The sequence below is a fragment of the Acidobacteriota bacterium genome (genome assembly GCA_035471785.1).
Taxonomy (GTDB): domain Bacteria; phylum Acidobacteriota; class UBA6911; order RPQK01; family DATIPO01; genus JANQFM01.
The window spans coordinates 24976-44114 of the sequence record DATIPQ010000097.1 but is presented as its reverse complement, the minus strand read 5'-3'; the positions used below and the strand labels follow the sequence as shown (position 1 = coordinate 44114).

Sequence of the window (19139 nt, the reverse complement as noted above, 5' to 3'; positions counted from 1 at the left end):
AGAATCCTCTCGGCAGCCGCTACCGTTGACTCGTCGCGGAGCCCTTCATAGCCCTGGCGAAGGAGGGCGCAAGGATGCGCCTCCCACCTTTCAAGCAGGGCTGTTGGCGGTGGAGTCGACGGCAGCGGGAGAGGGATCGGGATCGAGGTCGGCGTCGATGCGCTGCTCGGCCTCTTCAAGCAAGGCCCGCAGCCCCTGGCGCTGGACGGCCGAAACCGCCACCCCCCGGTAGCGCCGCGAGACGGCTTCGGCCCGCTCATCGTCCACCAGGTCGCATTTATTGACCACTGTCAGGCAGGGAACCTCGTTGAGGTCGAGGTCGGCCAGCAGCCTCTCCACGGCCTCGTACTTGTCTTCCAGGTACTCGTCGGAGGCATCCACCACGTGCAGCAGCAGATCGGCTTCCGAGAGTTCCTCCAGGGTGGCCCTGAAGGCCGCCACCAGGTCTTCGGGGAGGTCGCGGATGAATCCCACCGTGTCGGTAATGATCACCTCCCGCTCGCGCGGGAAGCGCAGCCGCCGCGAGGTGGGGTCGAGAGTCATGAAGAGGCGGTCTTTGGCCTCGATGTCGCTGTCGGTCAAGGCATTGAGCAGGGTGCTCTTGCCGGCGTTGGTGTAGCCGATGATGGAAAGCACGGGAAGGCCTTCCTTGCGGCGGCGGCTCCGCCTCAGGTCGCGTTGCCTGGAAAGCTGATCGATCTTCTTCTCCAGCCGGCGGATGCGGTCACGGATGCGCCGCCGCCCGATTTCCATCACCGTTTCGCCCGGACCCCGTCCGCCGATGCCTCCCGTCAGCCGCGAGAGCCCGGCGTCCTTTTCCGTCAGGCGGGGCAGGTCGTACTTGAGCTGGGCCAGTTCCACCTGCAGCTTGCCGTCGCGGCTGCGGGCCCGCTGGGCGAAGATGTCGAGGATCAACTGGGTGCGGTCAACGCACTTCATTCCGGTGGCGTCTTCGAAGGCCCTGGCCTGGGCCGGCGAAAGATCGCAATCGAAAATGGCCACGTCAGCCCGGCGCCTCATTCCCTCCAGCACGATCTCCCGCAGCTTGCCCGCACCCACGCCCGTCTTGGGATGGGGATGACGCCTCTTCTGGCGCAGCAGCGCCGTGATCTGCACGCCCGCCGAGCGCACCAGTTCGATGGTTTCCTGCACGAGTTCGTCCTGAGGGCTGAGGGCGACGATCAGGACCCTTTCCTTCCTGGTCTTGCCGGGCTTGCCCACGAACTTGGAGAACTCGTCCTCCAGGGCCAGAATTTCGGCCTCGAAATAGAAGTCCAGATCGAAGACGCTCTTGGCCGAGATACGCCGGAAGGGCTCGCCCTGCTCTTCTTCGTCGTCCTGGCCCGGCAGAATATGGGCCAGCTCGATGCGTCCCGCGTCGCCGTCCTCGAGCACCTCGATCATGGCCACCAGGTCCAGGCGCAGCAGGCACAGGTCGTTCAGGTCGTCGGCGGTCAGGTCTTCGCCCCTGAGGTGGGTATGCACCAAACGCAGTCCGCGAAAACGTCCCACGCCGCCGCGCAAACGTCCGATTTCGGGAATCTCCAACTGGGAGGCGTCACCGACGATGACGTTCTCCACGGTGCCGTCGCGGGCCAGCAGAACCCCCACCTGGCGGCCCAGTTGGTGAGAGATGGAAGCGAGATGACGAGCCAGTTCGGGCGACACCACCTGGTGGGAAGGCACACGGCGACGGTAGGTCCGCTCTAAAGCTCGGCGCTCAGAGGTCTTGATGCCCTTCAAATTGCCGTCAATGGTGTGGGCGATGGTCTTTTCCTCCTCTCCCTCAGTATGCCTGAAATCGCCTTTCTCCGCGATTTGCGGCGCTGCGGGGGCTGGTCAATAAGTCGTGGCTGCCGTATCTTTGGATGCATGACGCGTCAACCCATCGTGACCTTCCTCAGCGACTTCGGAACCCGCGAGTACTACGTGGGGGCCGTCAAAGGCGCCGTCCTCAGCGCCTGTCCCGACGCCTGCATCGTCGACATCAGCCACGACATCGCCTCTCACGACTTGCTGGAGGCGGCGTTCACGCTGGACAGCGCCTACCGGACCTTCCCTTCGCGCACCATCCATCTGGTGGTGGTCGATCCCGGTGTGGGTTCCTCGCGCCGGGCCCTGGTGGTGAGCACCGAGAACTGCTATTTCGTGGGTCCCGACAACGGCGTGCTTTCGCTCATCTACCAGCGCGAAGAGGTCAACCGCGTCGTCTCCATCGAGTCTGAACACTATTTCCGTCAGCCGGTCTCGCCAACCTTCCACGGACGCGACATCTTCGGTCCCGTGGCCGGATCGCTGGCCCACGGCATTCAAATCGACAAGTTCGGACCCGAAGTGGACGACTACAAGCGGCTTTCCCTGCCGGGGGCGCGCAAGGTGTCCGACGATGAAGTCGAAGGCATCGTGCTGCACATCGACAAATTCGGCAACGTGATCACCAACCTGCGTCCCCAGGAGGTGTCGCGGCTGGTGGAGCGCCAGACGAGCCCCGCCGCCTTCCACCTGGGCGAGGCCGAGATCAGGCGCCATTGCCGCTACTACTCGGAGGCGCAACCCAATGAGGTGGTATCCCTGGTGGGCAGCAGCGGCTACTTCGAACTGGCCGCCCTGAAACAGCCCGCCGCCCGTCTGCTGGGGGCCAAAAGGGGAAGCAAGGTGCGGTTGAAAGTGAAGTAGTCTTCCCGGTTCCCCCGGGCCCGCCGCCCATGCCCCGCAGGCGATTTCGGGGCCGGCCCACGGCAAGCCTTGAACGGATTCAAAGCCTGCGCTCCAGGCGCCGAATGACGCTCTTGTAGGCGGCCCACCAGCGCACCATGGGGACGATGATGGTGGCCTCGACCGGCTGCTTGAGGCGCGGGTTCTTCATGTGCAGGGCAATGACGAAGTCGCCGGGCTCCCCTTCCGAGAAGCTGGTCCACTCTCGGGAGGACGGCACCTCTCCTCGTCTAAATGCGCCCAGTTCCCGGGGGGAGATGCGGTACTCCACCAGCACGTCGCGATCAGCCAGCACGCAGGCCGCCTCGGCGCTGTTGTCCTTGATCACCTCCAACATCGAGGCCCTTTGCTCACGGATAAGCGACTGGAACTCGTCGGTCAGTTTCTTCAAGGGCTGGCTCAGACCCGCGCGGATCAGGTCTTCGATCTGGCGATGAATGCCACGCGACTCGAAGTCGGGATAGAGAAGCCTCTCGGCGCTGGAGCTGTTGAGGACCACCCCGGTCAGTTCGTCGCTGGCCCCCAGCACCTGGAAGATCTCAGCCAAAGTGATGCCGTAAAGGCGGGCCAGGGTGAGAAGCTTGAGGGGAGAAGGCATCTTGCCGTTGTTCTCGATCTCTGAGAGATAGGACTGGCTGATGCGGTGGGCCTTGTCGAAGGACTGGCTGCTCTTGGCGACCTGCCAAGCCGTTAATCCAGCTTCCTCCCTGCGCAGCCGCAAGTACGACCCCAACGTCATCTCACTCCTGCGACTCTGCTTGAGCATGACTCACCCAATGCAACAAATGTGACGGCCTTCCAAGTTCCGACAACACTATAGCCGATTCTCAGCAAACCATCTCCGACAAACGGCGTGTCCTATTCAATCAGAAAAAGCACTGCCTTGTCAGGTTCAACAAGGAATGCAGAGGGACCGTCGCGGGACTCTTGGGCTCTCTCATCCTTGACGGCTGCCTCTGGGATGAGCAATTTTTCGGATCGATTTTCACTCCCCTTCGTCTTAGACATTGTTGAAGGCGAAAAAACCTATTGATTCGAGTTTTTTTGGCCGAAAAGACGGATGAGGGGGAGCTACGGGCAAAGTCTCCAAGAGCAGGAACAATCGGAGTAGGAGCAACGATGCGCCGGCTTTCGCATCACTTAGGATGTGAAGGCTACAAACATTTGCTGGAAATGGTGGACATCATTGATTTGATCGATCTTTTCCATGGAAAAAGTGCAAAGATGCTAGACACTCCTCATTTTCTTATTGTTATAGTGATGACGTCCGTGTACAATATCGCTATATCGATAGACGGGCGGTTGAAACCGAGCCGTTTTGGTTTCGCGGGTGTGCCTCGAGCCGCCGCGTCGCCGGGGGGCCGCGTAGGGTGCGTGGAACCTCGTGGGAAGTGAATCGAATCGCAAAGGGAAGGGGATTATGAGATCAAAGGGAAGAATTAACAATTACGTTGGACACAGGCTGCGCGAGATCCGCGTGGCCAAGAAGATGACCTCACAAGAGGTCGCTCGCCGGGCCGGTATTGCGCCCGGTTCTTATAGCTGCCTGGAAAACGGCTGGTACAAGATCAATCTCGACAATCTGTTCCGCATTCTGCAGGTGTTGAAGGCTGAGGTCACCGAGGTGTGGCCGCGCGCCGACGTCGATTCCGAACAGGTCATCGACGACGATTTCTTGCAGGACGTGGTCCGCGAGGCCATGGAAAGCACGCCCCGCGACGTCACGCTGGACGACGTCTACGAAGCGGTGTGCGAATCTTTCGACATCCCCAAGGACCAGTTCATGTCGCAGTCCCGCTGGTCGCGCCTGACTGAAGCTCGCGGCGCCGCCGCCCTCTTGATCAAGGACATCCGGCACCTGAGCATGACCGGCCTGTGCCGTTCGCTGGGAGTGTCGATCTCCTCCATGAGCCACTTGACCCGGCGGGTCAAGGATCGGGCCGAGGAAGATGCGGATCTCGCCGCCAAGATCGACAATGCCCGCAAGCTGCTGGAAGAGCGTTTCTCGATCGGCGGCAAGAAAAAGGAACGTCGCGCCAGCTAAGCGGCTACTCGAACCGGTTCCTGCTGACCGGTTCATAGAGGTTTGTAAGAGGGGCGCACCGCCTGCTGCAAGGCGGTGCGCCCCTTCTTGTTTCACGGCTGCTCTTGAGGGCTTTGGCGGGCGGCCCGAAAGAGCAGGTCGGCGCTCTGCAGCACCTTGCCGCGAAGGCGCTGGGGCAGGTCGGGAGACCTTTCAAGGTAGGTGCGCACGGCCTCAGCCGCCTGCCCGGAGCTGTGTCCGCCCAGCACCGCGTCCAGCCAGCGCTTGGGAAAGAAGATGTCTCCCGTACGCTGGATCTCGGGCAGCATTTGCAGCGCCGCGGGCAGCAGCGGACGCGAGGCTTGGGCCCTGAGCGGGTGGTGGAGTAGCTGCAAGGCGGTGATGACCCAGGGCTCGCGCCGTCTCTGTTGGGCCTCCTCGAGGGACTCGAAGAAGGCTTGGCGGCGGGACGGATCGGCGTCCACCGCCGGACGGATGAACTCCAGCCGCTGGCGGCGCTCCGGATTCTCCAGCCTCTCGGTCTGCTGCTTCAACAGCTCGTCCCAGCCGTCCACCTCATGGACCGCCAGCAGCAGAGCCATGGCGGAGTAGTCGGCATCGGACAGCGTCACGCCGGCTGGCGCCTGCTGCTCTTGCAGGAATCCCTTCATCCGTTGCAAGGCGCTGTCGGTAAGGGCCATTTCCAGGTAGGCGTCGAAGAAGGTCTTCTTGAGAGAGGACGTCTCAGCTTGCTGCATGCGTCTCCACAGCAGGTCCTCCACGGCGGGGGCGTGGGCGAGCCGTTGCGGGGCGGGCAGGAAGTTCCAGTAGAGGGTCTGCAGGTCGGCCAGCAGTCGCTCCGCGATCTGCTCCACCGGTTCCCTTTCAAGACCGGCCAGGGCGGTCGCCAACAGGCTTTGGCTCTCGATTTCAGCATTGAGAAAGGCTTCCCACAGGTTGATCCAGGCCACCGCCCGCTGCAAGGGCGCATCCATTTCCTCGAGGTGCTGGAGCAGATAATCGAGGCTGCGCTGATCGAGCTGAAAGCGTCCGTAGGCGATTCCCGCTCCGTTGGGCAGGATGACCGAGGCGGGGAAGCCGGCGGCTTCAGCCACGCCGACGGAGGCGTCCTGCAGGCGCAGCGGGATTAAAGCGCGGCGGCCGAACGCCGAGTCCTGGGAGGGGCCGGCCAGCAGGAGCTTCAGATCTTGCGTCCAGCGGCGGCCGCGTTCCCAGGGATCGCTCTGATGCAGGGTCAGCGAGATGACGCTGCCGTCGGCCGCCCACTCCACCTCGCTGCGGATGTGGGGACGCCCCGGCTCTTCCACCCAGACCTGGCTCCAGCTCTTGAGATCGAGCGGGGAGGCGGCGTCGAGGATCTCGATCAGGTCGGGCCAGGTGGCGTTGGCGTAGGCGAAGCGCGACAGGTATCGGCGCAGGCCCTCACGCATGGCCTCCTCGCCCACCAGCAATTCCAGGTGCTTCATGACGATGGGGGCCTTCTGGTAGATGATGGCTCCGTAGAGCGTCCCGGCCTCCAGCAGGTTGTCGAGATCCTGGCGGATGGCGTTGGCTCCGGCGCTGCGGTCAACGGCATGGGCGGAGGGATAGTGGGTCAGCAGGAAACGCAGTTCGTGGTCGACCTCGGGGAAGGAGGGATGGACGATCTTGGCCGCCATGAAGTTGGCGAAGACCTCTTTGGTCCAGACGTCGTTGAACCAGTCCATGGTCACCAGGTCGCCGAACCACTGATGGGCCGTCTCGTGGGCGATCAAGGAAGCCCGTCCCAACTGTTGGGCCTGGGTGGAGGACTCTTCCAGAAAGAGCGAGGTGTCGCGATAGAAGATGGCGCCGGGATGCTCCATGCCTCCGTACTGAAAGGAAGGAATGAGGGCGAAATCGAACTTGGCGAAGGGATAGCGGATGCCGGTGTAGTCTTCAAGCCACTGCAGCGCCTGCTGGTGCAGCCTGAAAATCTCCTCACGGTTGCGCTCGACCTTCTGGGCGTCGGACTCGCGGTGCCAGAAACGCATCGGATAGCCCTCGCCCTGCCACTCCTCGACCTGAAAGCGTCCCGCGGCGAAGGCCAGCAGGTAGGTGGGGATGGGCTCGGTTTCGGCGAAGCTGCACAGCTTGCGGCCCTGCTCGGTGACGCTGCACTCCTCTTGGGCGCCGTTGGCCAGGGCCGTCCACGACTCGGGCAGTTCGAGCTGCAGGGTGAAGCGGGCCTTGAGGTTGGGCTGATCGAAGAGGGGCAGCGAGGTGGAGGCGCGGTCGGGGACGAAGAGGGTGTAGAGGTACTCGTCGCGCCGGTTCAGCGACGAGTCCCCTGCGATGAAGTCGACCTCGACCTGGTTCACGCCCTCGACCAAGGCGCTTGACGGCAGCAGGATGTGTCCGTCTTCGAGTCCCGCCTCCACCGCTAGGCCGGCTGCACGCACTTCCTTGACCTGTTGCGCGGGTGCGTTGAAGTCCAGCGCCAGTCCGCCTTCGTCGGAACTCAAGTTGAAGCGCGCTACGACCGTGCCCTCGATAGGCCGGCTTCTTTCTTCGGGGATGCGCAGGCTGATGCCATAGCGGAGTTGGCTGAGGCGTTGGCTGCGGTCCTGGGCCAGGCGCTGCGAAACGCCGCGTTCCCATTCCAGGTATGGAGGTGAAGAGCCGCATCCGATGGTCATGGTGATCAAGAGGATCCAGGCACCCAGGCGTCCATACTGCATGTCTCGCCCCCGAGCGGACTGTGGCGGGAATGAAAGATGGTGGCGGTGCAGGGATTCGAACCCTGGACCTAACGGTTATGAGCCGTTCGCTCTAACCTCTGAGCTACACCGCCCCAAAGAACGCCACATCATAGCCCATTTCCCCACCCTTTTCCACCGCCGCCAGCAATGATCGGTGCCGAACCGCCGATAGAGTTCATGGGCGCCAGTTTCGCCTGCGGATCTGTTTTCGCCAGTCATCTTCCCCGGTGAGTTCTGTCTCCAGGCAGCCCCGGGAAGACGGCTGGCTGTTTCATAGAAAAGTCAGCTCAGGAGGCCTCCGGCCACATTGGTGGGGATCGCCGCAGGGATGCGCCTCCCACCCCTCAAGGATCATCAAGCCCTCGCGAACTCGGCTCCTTTGTAAACTTGGCAGTCTGAGCGGTCAAACTCAAAAGGGCCGCTTGAAGACCGGGGAAACGGATCTTCGAGCGGCCCTCTTGACTTACGTTGTAAGAGGGGTCTGGTTGGTCTCGGCGGTGCGGAGCGCACATGGACAGGTCGGGAACGCTTGTAAAACCCATTCCGCGCCGCATCCGCTTCGCAGACCAGTCGAGGGGAAGCCAGCATTTGCAGGGAACAACCGGCAAACGATTGGCCGAAACCCACCAGATGCGAATAAATTAACAGGCCAATCCCCATCCGTCAACCACTTTGCGCATTTTTTCGCAATTTTTTTACCACGCCGGTAGTGTCCTCGCCGGTACCCCAGTACCGGGAGGTGGTGTCCTATCCACCTCGCCCCAGGACAGTGCCCCTCCAGGTGGGCATTGGAGTAGATCTGTCAAATATCCCAGTACCCTCCTACACACCAATCAGTTGAGGACACCACCCCGGAGGACGCGAAACGAATCGGAAACTGCGGGGGGCGAGTCAACTCGACACTATCCAGCCCGAAGCAGGAACTCCACCCTCACGGCATCGTAGGGGAATTCGATTTGTCCGTCCTCGGTGCGATTCAGCACTCCCGCCTTGAGGAGCGCCGTGACGTCGGAGTGCACGGCCTTGACGTCGCGTCCGACGCGGCGGGCCGTCTCCCTGATCGAAACCGGTCCGACTCCGCACAGAGTCTTCAGGACCTCCCAACGCTTGGCTGTCAGTACCTGCCAAAGAAGTTCGGGCGTGGCAAAACTGATACGCGCCTCCCCCTCGGCGCGTTTGCTCTCCATGGTGTGCTCGGCGTCGGCCAAGGTTTCCTCAAGCGAGCGAACTTCAAGAACGACCGTGTTCACGATTCCACCTCCTGATGTCCTCCGCGAAATCCGCCAGAAGCTGATTCGGCGTGGAGAAGCTGTAAGGCTCTTCCCTCTCTCCTAAGTGCTTGTGGTCGCCTTTGCCACGTTCGTTGTCGTAACGCACAACACACTCGTTATCGACCACATAGGCCAACCGGTACTTGAAGGCATGCGTCAACGGAGCCACCGGCTCGGGAACTTGCCAGATCACTAACTCGACGAAGGCGTCAAGCGAAAGGATCACCCGGCGGCGGAGCAGCAGCACGGCCTCCATGCAGGAAAGAATACCGACAACCTGCGAATGTTGTCAATAACTCCAACACTACGGTGGTCCCGCCGCATGGCCTCAATTCGATCCTGTCTTTAGGACGCAGACGGTGCGGGTTCGAATTCCGCCTCTCCTACCATCTCTTGCCGTGAATTAGAAGCAACCTATCAATAGGGATTCCAAGGAGGTAACCCAGAGATAGCACCCGAAGAACAAGCCGGCCACACCCAGCAAGATGTAAACCAGACCAAAATGAAAAGCACTCTGCTCCTCAGCAGGGGTCGGTTGATCGCGGGAATGTTTCAGGATCCAGCTTCCCCACGCCACCTCCAGCGAACAGAAGGCGAACAGCAAACCCCACATCGCGTTCTTCCACAGCAGGCAGCCCAGGGGCGGAAACAACGAGACGGCCAGCACGGTTATAAGAAACAGGCCGGCGACGACACCTGCGAGAACTTGAGGGAGCTTATCGGTCCAAGGCGGTTTGGCAGGTGAATGCTTGATTGAAAGGACACTCATATTTACGAGTTACAGTATAGACAGGGATGCGGGAATCGGCAACCGTGGGACGGGGAGACGCACGTCTTGAGTCTCCTCTGCTAGAGTCTGAGGATGGCAGAGAGGCGACCGGGCATCCGGGTGACGATGACCATTCCTGAGAAGCGGGAGTGGGAGTTTCGGGGTCGGCAGTCGGTAGGGAAGATTCTGCGCCAGCTCGAATTGAATCCCGAAAGCGTGATCGTGATCTGCGGGGATACGCTGCTGACGCCCGATGAAATGGTCGAGAACGGCATGGAGATCGAAGTGCGCTCGGCCATTTCGGGAGGTCGGACATGAAGTGCACCAAGTGCGGCGGACGGGCCGTCATCGACCTCAAACGCCACAACAGCGGATTCTGCAAGGAACACTTCGTCGAGTACTTCGAGGGCCAGATCCACAAGGCCATCAAGGAATTCAGGATGTTCACGCCTCAAGACCGCATCCTGGTGGCGGTCTCAGGCGGCAAGGACTCGCTGGTGCTGTGGGACGCGCTGATGCGCTTCGGATACCGGGCCGACGGACTCTACATCGACCTGGGAATCGACGATTACGCCCCGGCTTCGACCCGCAAGGTGGAGGAGTTCGTGAGCCGGCGTCCGGAGACGGTCTTGCGGCGGGTGACGCTCAGCCGGGACTACGGCTACACCATTCCCCAGGCCGCCAGTCAGTTGCGGCGGGCCGCCTGTTCGCCCTGCGGCATGTCAAAACGCTACATCTTCAACCGCGAGGCCCTGGAAGGCGGGTATGACGTGGTTTGCACCGGACATAACCTGGACGATGAAGCGGCCGTGCTGTTCGGCAACATGATCCGCTGGCAGGTGGGTTATCTGGGGCGCCAGTTTCCGGTGCTGGAGGAGCGGGACGGCGGGCTGATCAAAAAGGTCAAGCCGCTGATACGGCTCACCGAAAGGGAGACGGCGGCTTATGCCGTCCTCAACGGCATCGACTATATGGTTGAGGAATGTCCCAAGGCGGTGGGGGCCCGCTCTCATCTCTATAAGGACCTGCTCAACCAGTTGGAATCGCGTTCGCCGGGGAGCAAGCAGCAGTTTCTCTTTGGTTTCTATGAACGCGGACGTCCGCCCTTTGAAGAGCAGCGGGGTGTGGAATTGACGCCCTGTACCGAGTGCGGGCAGCCTACCTCGCGGGAAGGGCGCTGTGCCTTTTGCCGGATGACGGAGAAGCTGGCGGCCCGGTGAAAAGGAGATTTTGCAAGACGTTAGAAATGGCGACATGGGTGAGAGGGTGAAGAATGTGTCTGAGGCTGGGGCCAGGGCCGCGCGCCCGTTTGAGGAGGGCGATCTGTGCCTGTTGATCGATCCCAAGCAGCGCAGGCGCATCATGCGGCTGGACCGCAGGCAGCACTTCCACCACGTCCGCACCGGACGCATCGATCACACCGACATCATCGGAAAGGCGCCCGGGCTGCGCATCAAGGGTCCGCTGATGGGCGAGATCGTGTGCCTGCGTCCGACCTTCGAAGAGTTCATCATGCGCCGGCTCAAGCGCAGCACCCAGATCATCTATCCCAAAGACCTGGGGCCGATCTTGCTGCGGGGCGACATCTTCCCCGGCGGGCGGGTGCTGGAATCGGGCATCGGATCGGGCTCGGCCACCTCGGTGCTGCTGCGCTACCTGGGCGACGGCGAACTGATCAGCTACGAGCAACGGCCGGAGTTCGCCGACAACGTAGCCAAGACGCTGCGGGAAATCGAGGCGGCTTTCGGCCCTTTTCAGGCAAGGCACCAGGTGGAAATCAGAGACGTCTACGAAGGCATCGACGAAGAGGGCCTGGACGCCGTTTTGTTGGACGTCCCCGAGCCTCACAACGCTGCCGCCCACGCGGCTAGAGCGCTGCGGCCGGCCGGGGTGCTGCTGTGCTGGCTGCCCACCGCGCTGCAGGTCTACACGCTGGTGCGCGAGCTGCAGGGATCGGGGCAGTGGGCCGAGATCACGACTGAAGAAACTTTGCTGCGCAACTGGGACGTGAGCGAGGGTTCGGTGCGTCCGGCCCACCGCATGGTGGCGCACACGGGATTCCTCATTCGAGCCCGCCGGGTGGAAGAACTGCGCCTTGACCCCAGGGAGGATGCATCGGATGACTGAAAAATACCAGTCCATCGATTTCAAAGACAAACTGTCGCGCTTTTCCAAGCACTGGACGCCCCACACAGTGGCCCGCCTCAACGACTACGACTTCAAGCTGGCCAAGGTGAAAGGGGAGTTCGTCTGGCACAGCCATGCCGACACCGACGAGGCCTTCCTGGTGGTCAAGGGATCGATGCGCATCGAATTCCGCGACGGGGCGGTGGAGCTGAAAGAAGGGCAGATGTATGTGGTGCCCAGGGGGGTCGAGCACAAGCCGGTGGCTGAGGAGGAGTGCTCGATTCTATTGATTGAGCCTGCGGGCACGGTCAACACCGGGGATGCCGGCGGTGAACTCACGGCTGAGGAGGCGTGGGTTTAACACCTGAAGAACACCATTCCCTCCATCGCCGCAAGGATGCGCCTCCCACCAGGCCGGGGACTGGCTAGTGCTGGCGGTCACAAGTTCTGAGCCGGGGCCCTCCGTTCTTGCCCCTGACAGGGACAGATTCGCCAGCCCAGGGTCAGCCGCGGCGAGCGCAAGCGAGACGGCGGCGCCACCCTGGGTTTCAGACGGCAAAGGTCTGCACGCTGAAAGCGTGGAATAACGCGACGGGGTGGCTCAAAATTTCCGACGCACCGCACTACTGGCCCTGGCAGAAAGTAAAGCACCTGCACGAAGTAGGATTGCCCTGCCGCGCGGTGCGAATCCGGGCGGCAGGGCCAGTCGCGAGGCTACTGCTTGAGGACGACGGCGGGGACGTCGGCTTGTTTGACCAGGTTGTTGAACTCGGGCAGGTCGTTGTCGACAACCGCTTTGAGCTTGGCCAGCTCGGCGTCGATGGCCTGGACGAGCTGGTTCTTGACGGCCACGGCCTGATCGGTGGGCGGGTAGTCGCCCGTGGAGACCACGCCTGAGAGAGCGGCCAGCTTGTTATTGAGGCGGATGGGGTAGTTCAAGGGGTCCTGACGCGCCTTGTTCTTGGTTTGATAGAGGGCCTCCTCGACGGCCTTTATGTCCTTGAGGATGCTCTTGGCCTTGTCGTGGATGGACTTGTATTCCTCCCCGTCATCGAGGCGTCCCGTGACCCCGTTGATCTGTCCCCTGATCTGGCGGATGCGCTTGATGGCCTGGTGGGTTTCACTGACCTTGTCGCGCACCTCGATCAAAAAGTCGAACTGCTCCTGGAAGTCCTGGGGCGTAGCGCTGGAACGGGGGTCGGGCAGGATCTCGAAATCGCGCGTCTGGGATTGGCCGTCCACCGTCAGCCGCACCTGGTATTGCCCCGGAGGAGCCTGGGGACCCCGCACCGAGCCGGCCCACATGATGAGTCCCTGGAAGTCCTCGGCATCGGCGTAGCGGGTGTTCCAGACGAACTCGTTGAGGCCGTCCTGGAGGTCGGGGAGCCGTTGGTCGCGTTCCTTGGCCTTGCTGGAATAGGTCTGGATGACGTCGCCGTCCGACTCCAGGAATTCCAGCTTGACCTCGGGACCGTCCTCGTCCATGTCCGACTCGTCGTCTCCGCCATTGGCCTCTGAGCCGTCATCGGACATCTCCTCCATGTCTGAGTCTTCATCGTCCGAGTCGTCGCCTTCTTGGTCTTCGTCGTCTCCGGGAGCGTCTTTGAGATAGAAGCGCACCACTACGCCTGAGGGTGCGTTCTCTCCCGCAGTGGGCGGGGGCCCGAAAGAGAAGCGTCCGCCCATCTTGTAGCTGTGGCGCGGCGTGAAGAGATGCATGTCGGATTGCACCACCGCATCGTCGAGCTGGTGCAGCGTGGTGAGGTCGTCCATGACCCAGAAGGAGCGTCCCTGAGTGGCCACGATCAAGTCGTCGTTCTTGATGGCCAGGTCGGTGATGGGGACATGGGGCAGATTGAGTTGGAAGGACTTCCAGTTGGCCCCGTCGTCAAAAGACACGTAGATGCCGAACTCGGTGCCGGCGTAGAGCAATCCCGGACGCCCCGGATCGGCCCGTACGACGCGCGTGAAGTGGTCGCGGGGTATGCCGTTGTCGATGCGGGTCCAGCTCTGCCCGTAGTCGCCGGTCTTGTAGAGGTAGGGGGTGAAGTCGTCGAGCTTGTAGCGGGTGCCGGCCAAGTAGAGTCCGCCGGGATCGGTGGGGTGGGGCTCCATGGAGTTGATCATGGTCCATTCGGGCAGGTCGGGAGGAGTGACGTTGCTCCAGTTCTGGCCTCCGTCGCGGCTGACGTGGACGAGTCCGTCGTCCGACCCCGTCCAGAGGACGCCCGCCTCGTGGGGCGATTCCAGTGCGGCGAAGATGGTGGCGTAGTACTCGACCGAGGTGTTGTCCTTGGTGATGGGTCCGCCCGAGGGTCCCTGCTTGCTCTTGTCGTTGCGGGTCAGATCGGGCGAGATGGCCTGCCAGGACTGCCCCTCGTCGGTGGTCTTGAAGAGCACCTGAGAGGCGGTGTAGAGGATGCCTGAATCGTGGGGCGAAAAGAAGATGGGGAAGTTCCACTGGAAGCGGTGCTCCAGATCGGCCGCCCCGTGTCCCATGGGATTGTCGGGCCAGGCGTTGACGTTGCGGCGCTCTCCGGTTTCATGGTTGACGCGGATGAGCAGTCCGCCGTAGGAGCCGCCGTAGACGATGTCGGGATTATCGGGATGAGGCGCGATGTGTCCGCTCTCGCCGCCGGCGGTGGGTTCCCAGTCGTCTTCGTCGATGGCGCCGCCCTCGCTGCGGTGGCGAATGCGGACGGTGGAATTGTCCTGCTGGGCGCCGTAGATGCGGTAAGGGAAAGCGTTGTCGGTGGTGACCCGGTAGAACTGGGCAGTGGGCTGGTTGTAGTAGGTCGACCAGTCGCCTCCGCGGTTGAAGCTGACCTGAGCGCCGCCGTCGTCTCCGATCACCATGCGGTCGGGATCTTCGGGCGCGATCCAGAGGTCGTGGTGGTCGCCGTGAGGGGTTGAGATGCTGTCGTAGGTGCGTCCGCCGTCCTGGGAGCGCCAGAAGCGCACGTTGAGGACGTAGACCTCGTCGACGTCCTGGGTGCCGGCATAGATGCGGGTGTAATACCAGGCCCGCTGGCGCAGCTTGCGTTCCTCGTTGATTTTGCTCCAGGTTTCGCCGGCGTCCTCGGAGCGGAAGACGCCGCCGTCATCGGCTTCGATGATGGCCCAGACGCGGTTGGAGTCGACGGGCGAAACCGCCACGCCGATAATGCCTACGGTGCCTTCGGGAAGTCCCTCGTTGCGGGTGATCTCGGTCCAGTTGTCTCCGCCGTCGGTGCTCTTCCACAGTCCTGAGCCTTGGCCGCCGCTTTCCAGGCTGTAGGGCGTGCGCAGGATGCGCCAGGTGGAGGCGTAGAGGACGCGGGGGTTGTTGGGGTCCATGACCAGGTCGACGGCTCCGGCGTGCTCATTGGCGAAGAGGACGCGCTCCCAGTTCTGGCCGCCGTCCTTGCTGCGGTAGACGCCGCGCTGTTCGTTGGGGCCGTGCAGATGTCCCATCACGGCGGCGTAGACCAGGTCGGGATTGCGGGGATGGATGCGGATGCGGGGGATGTGGCGGGAGTCCTCCAGTCCGATGGCGGTCCAGGTCTTGCCGGCGTCGACGCTCTTGTACATGCCGGTTCCGGGCGAGACGTTTCCGCGCACGGTCTTTTCGCCGCCCCCCACGTAGATGACGTTGTGGTCCCACTCGCTGACGGCCACGGCGCCGATGGAGCCGCCGAAGTATCCGTCAGAGATATTGGCCCAGGTGGAGCCGCCGTCCTGGGTGCGCCAGACGCCTCCGCCGGTGGACCCGAAGTAATAGAGCATGGGCTTGCCCGGCACTCCGGTCACCGCCGCCGAGCGTCCGCCGCGGAAGGGGCCGATGCCCCGGTAGCGCATGGCCTTGTAGAAGGCTTCGTCGTAGCCCATCCCGGACGAGGCGTCCTGCTGAGCCGCCAGCGGCAGCGTGGCGGCCAGCAGCGCCAAGAGCAGCCAAAATGCACCTAATCGGTCCCTCACGGGACTTTCCGTACGTCCCCCCAGTCTCATGCGTCCTCCTTATGAACGGGAATTGACATCGTCATACAGCCGAGCCCGCCCATCCTAGCATTGCCCGCGGACGGATAAAAGGGGAGCGGCGGCGGCCTTCAGCCGCCAGAGCCGTGATGTACGATAGCGGTCGTAGTATGGACGCTTTTCGCTTCGTGGTTTCGGCAAACAACCAGGTGCGCCTGCAGGCGGCGGCGCGCTGGGTGGAGGAGCGTCCCAATTTGAGCGAGGTGCTGGTGCTGGCGCCTTCACGAGGGGCGGCCGACGACTTTCTGCGCGAGATCGCCTCGCGCCGGGGCGGGACGTGGGGAGTCCACCGCATGACGCTGGCGCAATTGGCCTCCGTCTTCGCCACCGAAAGCCTGGCCGAGCAGCAGAGAGCGCCCCTGGGTCCTTTGGGAGTCGAGGCCCTGGCCGCCCGGGCCGTGCACGATTGCCGCAAGCGCCGTCCGCTGGAGTACTTCGAGCCGGTGGCGGACATGCCGGGCTTCGCACGGGCCCTTGCCCGCACCCTGTTGGAGCTGCGGCTGGACGAAGCCCGACCTCAGGGCCTGGCCGGCTCGGGGCTGCCCGGACGCGACCTGGCCCGCCTGCTGGAGTGCTACGAAGAAGAACTCAAGCAGCGCAGGCTGGCCGATTTCGCGGCCATGCTGAAGACCGCCGTGGAAGCCGGCCAGTCCGCCTCGCAGGAGGCTTCGACCCTGCAGAGCATGCCCACCCTGATGCTCGACCTCTCGCCCACCTCCAGCCTGGAGCGGAAGTTCCTGGCGCTGCATTGCCGGCGCAGCCGGCAGGTCTTTGCCTGCGCGCTGCGCTCCGACGAGGACGCACGGACCGCCCTCGAACAGGTTTTGGACCGTCCTGCCGAGGACCTGGAGGGCGCGTCCCCGGAGGCATCGCCGCAGGACGCTCCCCACCCCGGCGAGGACGAGCTGGACTCGGTACGGCGCTGGGTCTTTTGGCCGGGGGAGATTCCTCCTCCCAGCGGGAACCGCGGCAACGTGGAGTTCTTCTCGGCTCCCGGCGAGGGACGCGAGTGCGTGGAAATCGCCCGCCGCATCCTGTCCGCCGTCGAGCAGGGAGTGGCCTTCGATCAGATCGCCGTCCTGTTGCGCCATCCCGGCGACTATCTGCCCCTGGTCGAGGACGCCCTGCGGCGGGCCGGCATCCCGGCCTACTTCACCCAGGGAGCCATCCGTCCCGACCCCGCCGGACGCGCCTTCCTGGCCTTGCTGGCCTGCGCCGCCGAAGGGCTCTCAGCCTCGCGCTTCGCCGAATATCTCTCGCTGGGACAGGTCCCGGAATTGGACGAAAAAGGCGAGCCGCCCCAGCGCGAAGCCCCCTGGGTGCCGCCCCAGCAGGGCCAGCTCGCCTTCGTCACGGCCGAGCCGGGCGCCATCGAGTCCTCACATGAGAGTCCGCCCTCGGCTGTCTCCCCGGGAGAGTCCGCCGGGCGCGGTCCGCGGCGGACCTCGGAAGACCAGGACGCCTCCCAGACCGCGGTCATCGCGGGCGGCCTGCGGACTCCCTTTCAATGGGAAAAACTCCTCACCGATGCCGCCGTCATCGGAGGCGACTGGAAACGTTGGCGACGGCGCCTGGCCGGGCTGGCCGCCGAGATGGAAAGGCGCCGCCAGGCGCTGCGGGGCGACGACGACACCCACGCCCAGCACTTGACGCGCGAACTGGAGCGTCTGGAAATCCTGCGGCGCTTTGCCCTGCCCTTGATACGACACTTATCGGAGATGCCCGTCGAGGCCAGGTGGGGCGTCTGGCTGCAACATCTGCGCAAACTGGCCGGCGAGGCTTTAGCGGCGCCCGACGCGGTGCTGGGGGTGCTCTCCGAACTGGAGCCCATGGACGAGGTGGGGCCCGTCGATCTTTCCGAAGTGCGCCTGGTGCTGAGCGAGCGTCTGACCACCCTGCGCCTGGATCCGCCCCAGCGCCGCTACGGGAAAGTCTTCGTGGGAACCGTTGAAGAAGCCTCGGCCCGCACCTTCAAGTGGACTTTCATCACAGGGCTGGCCGAAGGCGCATTTCCGCGCAAGGCCCTGGAGGATCCTCTGCTGCTTGACGACTACCGCGAACGGGTCTCCTCCAGCCTCGAACTGCAGGCCGACCGCTTCGAGCGCGAGCGCCTGCTGCTGCGCATCGCCCTGGGTTCGGCGGGGGAAAAGCTGCTCATCTCCTATCCGCGCATGGACGCCGTACAGGGCCGGCCCCGCGTGCCCTCCTTCTACGCCCTCGACGTCCTGCGGGCCGCCAGAGGGCACCTGCCCGACGTCCACAAGCTCGAGCAGCAAGCCGCCTCGGCGGTCAAGACCTACCTGGGATGGCCGGCGCCCAAAGATCCCATGGATGCTATCGACGAGGCCGAGTACGACCTTTCAGTGCTGGAAACGCTGATGAAGGAAGATCAGCCGCCGGCAGGGGGAGCGCGCTATCTGATCGAGGTCAATCCTTACCTGGCCCGCTCGCTGCGCTACCGCTGGATGCGTTGGAGCAACCGCTGGTCGGAGGCCGACGGCCTCTATCAGCCTGATTCTGAAACGGCCCGCCTGCTGGCCGCTCAGCGCCTGGACAAGCGCTCCTATTCCCCCACCGCGCTGCAGCACTTCGCGGCCTGCCCCTACCGTTTTCTCCTCTCCGCCATCCATCGGCTGCGTCCGCGCGACGACATGAGCGCCTTGGAGCAGATCGATCCGCTCACCCGCGGCAGTCTCTTTCATGACACCCAGTTCATGCTCTTTCAGCGCCTCAAAAAGGACGGACTGCTGCCCATGCGCGAGGAGGTCCATCAGAAGATCCTGGACCGGGCCGACGAGACCCTGAATCAGGTGGCCGAAGAGTACCGCGAGGAGCTGGCCCCGGCGATCCCCAGAGTATGGTCGGCTGAAATCGAAGACGTGCGCACCGATTTGCGCGGATGGATCCGCAGCGTGATTCAAGACAGCGGCGGCTGGAAGCCGATTCACTTCGAATTCGCCTTCGGACTCGCAGACCGGCGCCTCGCCGATCCATCCAGCACTCCCGAGGAAGCCCTGGTGCTGGATGGATACCGCTTGCGGGGTTCCATCGACCTGGTGGAGCAAAGTTCTTTCACCGGATCCCTGCGCGTGGTCGACCACAAGACCGGTCGCGCGCCTTTCCCGGCTCCCCGCCAGGTGGGAGGCGGAGAGTATCTGCAGCCGGTTCTTTACGCCCTGGCCGCCGAAGAGGTGCTGCAGCGCGACGTCGATGCGGGACATCTTTTCTACTGCACCCAACGGGGCGGCTACCGTTCGCTGGCCGTCTCTCTCAACGACGAGTCGCGGAGCGCCATCCGCAAGGTGCTGTCCACCATCGACAATCAGATCAAGAACGGATTCCTGACCGCCGCACCGCGCGAAGACGCCTGCAAATACTGCGATTTTCGCTCCGTTTGCGGGCCCTATGAAGAACGACGCGTGGGCAACAAGCTGCCCCAACCGCTGGCCCCTTTGAAACAGGTGCGGACACTGCCCTGA

General features: G+C 63.2%; 14 protein-coding genes and 1 tRNA gene. 7 read left to right on the top strand and 8 right to left on the bottom strand.

The genetic code is table 11. The features are described from left to right. Positions 1 to 90: 90 nt before the first annotated feature. Entirely contained in the window at positions 91 to 1743 is a 1653-nt protein-coding gene (gene hflX, locus VLU25_13720; protein ID HSR68990.1) for a GTPase HflX, read from the bottom strand. 129 nt (positions 1744 to 1872) lie between these two features. Between hflX and VLU25_13715 the strand changes: the two genes are divergently transcribed. Then, positions 1873 to 2676, top strand: coding sequence for an SAM-dependent chlorinase/fluorinase (locus VLU25_13715; GenBank protein ID HSR68989.1), 804 nt, complete (start codon positions 1873 to 1875; stop codon positions 2674 to 2676). A 79-nt stretch (positions 2677 to 2755) separates the two neighbouring features. Here the strand turns inward: VLU25_13715 and VLU25_13710 are convergent, their stop codons facing one another. Continuing rightward, the gene (locus VLU25_13710) at positions 2756 to 3454 is read right to left on the bottom strand and encodes a helix-turn-helix transcriptional regulator (protein ID HSR68988.1); all 699 of its coding nucleotides are present in this window, start codon (positions 3452 to 3454) and stop codon (positions 2756 to 2758) included. 681 nt (positions 3455 to 4135) lie between these two features. Here VLU25_13710 and VLU25_13705 point away from each other — a divergent pair. Beyond that, a complete protein-coding gene (locus tag VLU25_13705; GenBank protein HSR68987.1) occupies positions 4136 to 4759 on the top strand; it encodes a helix-turn-helix domain-containing protein in 624 nt (207 codons plus the stop codon). A 92-nt stretch (positions 4760 to 4851) separates the two neighbouring features. Here the strand turns inward: VLU25_13705 and VLU25_13700 are convergent, their stop codons facing one another. From VLU25_13700 to VLU25_13680, 5 genes are all read right to left on the bottom strand, one after another. After that, positions 4852 to 7458, bottom strand: a complete 2607-nt coding sequence (locus VLU25_13700) for a M1 family aminopeptidase (protein ID HSR68986.1) — start codon at positions 7456 to 7458, stop codon at positions 4852 to 4854. Positions 7459 to 7495: 37 nt separating this feature from the next. Beyond that, positions 7496 to 7571: transfer RNA gene (locus tag VLU25_13695), tRNA-Met, on the bottom strand. Between the two features lie 810 nt (positions 7572 to 8381). Further along, a complete protein-coding gene (locus VLU25_13690) occupies positions 8382 to 8729 on the bottom strand; it encodes a DNA-binding protein (protein ID HSR68985.1) in 348 nt (115 codons plus the stop codon). Then, positions 8710 to 9006, bottom strand: coding sequence for a DUF6516 family protein (locus VLU25_13685; GenBank protein ID HSR68984.1), 297 nt, complete (start codon positions 9004 to 9006; stop codon positions 8710 to 8712). The genes VLU25_13690 and VLU25_13685 overlap by 20 nt, the downstream gene beginning before the upstream one ends. A gap of 147 nt (positions 9007 to 9153) precedes the next feature. Beyond that, a complete protein-coding gene (locus tag VLU25_13680; GenBank protein ID HSR68983.1) occupies positions 9154 to 9519 on the bottom strand; it encodes a hypothetical protein in 366 nt (121 codons plus the stop codon). Between the two features lie 93 nt (positions 9520 to 9612). On the opposite strand from VLU25_13680, the gene VLU25_13675 reads away from it, so the two are divergent. From VLU25_13675 to VLU25_13660, 4 genes are read left to right on the top strand one after another with little or no spacing between them, the layout of a single operon-like run. Continuing rightward, positions 9613 to 9837 carry a thiamine biosynthesis protein ThiS gene (locus VLU25_13675; protein HSR68982.1) on the top strand — a complete coding sequence of 75 codons (225 nt, stop codon included), beginning with the start codon at positions 9613 to 9615 and terminating at the stop codon, positions 9835 to 9837. Next, positions 9834 to 10739, top strand: coding sequence for an ATP-binding protein (locus VLU25_13670; protein HSR68981.1), 906 nt, complete (start codon positions 9834 to 9836; stop codon positions 10737 to 10739). The genes VLU25_13675 and VLU25_13670 overlap by 4 nt, the downstream gene beginning before the upstream one ends. A 34-nt stretch (positions 10740 to 10773) precedes the next feature. Next, on the top strand, positions 10774 to 11646 hold the full coding sequence (locus VLU25_13665; protein HSR68980.1) for a tRNA (adenine-N1)-methyltransferase: 873 nt from the start codon (positions 10774 to 10776) through the stop codon (positions 11644 to 11646). Further along, positions 11639 to 12007, top strand: coding sequence for a cupin domain-containing protein (locus tag VLU25_13660; GenBank protein ID HSR68979.1), 369 nt, complete (start codon positions 11639 to 11641; stop codon positions 12005 to 12007). Before VLU25_13665 ends, VLU25_13660 begins: the two co-directional genes overlap by 8 nt. A gap of 353 nt (positions 12008 to 12360) precedes the next feature. On the opposite strand, the gene VLU25_13655 is transcribed toward VLU25_13660, so the two are convergent. Beyond that, on the bottom strand, positions 12361 to 15513 hold the full coding sequence (locus tag VLU25_13655) for a glycosyl hydrolase (GenBank protein ID HSR68978.1): 3153 nt from the start codon (positions 15511 to 15513) through the stop codon (positions 12361 to 12363). A gap of 257 nt (positions 15514 to 15770) precedes the next feature. Here VLU25_13655 and VLU25_13650 point away from each other — a divergent pair, with 257 nt between their 5' ends. Then, positions 15771 to 19139 carry a PD-(D/E)XK nuclease family protein gene (locus tag VLU25_13650; protein ID HSR68977.1) on the top strand — a complete coding sequence of 1123 codons (3369 nt, stop codon included), beginning with the start codon at positions 15771 to 15773 and terminating at the stop codon, positions 19137 to 19139.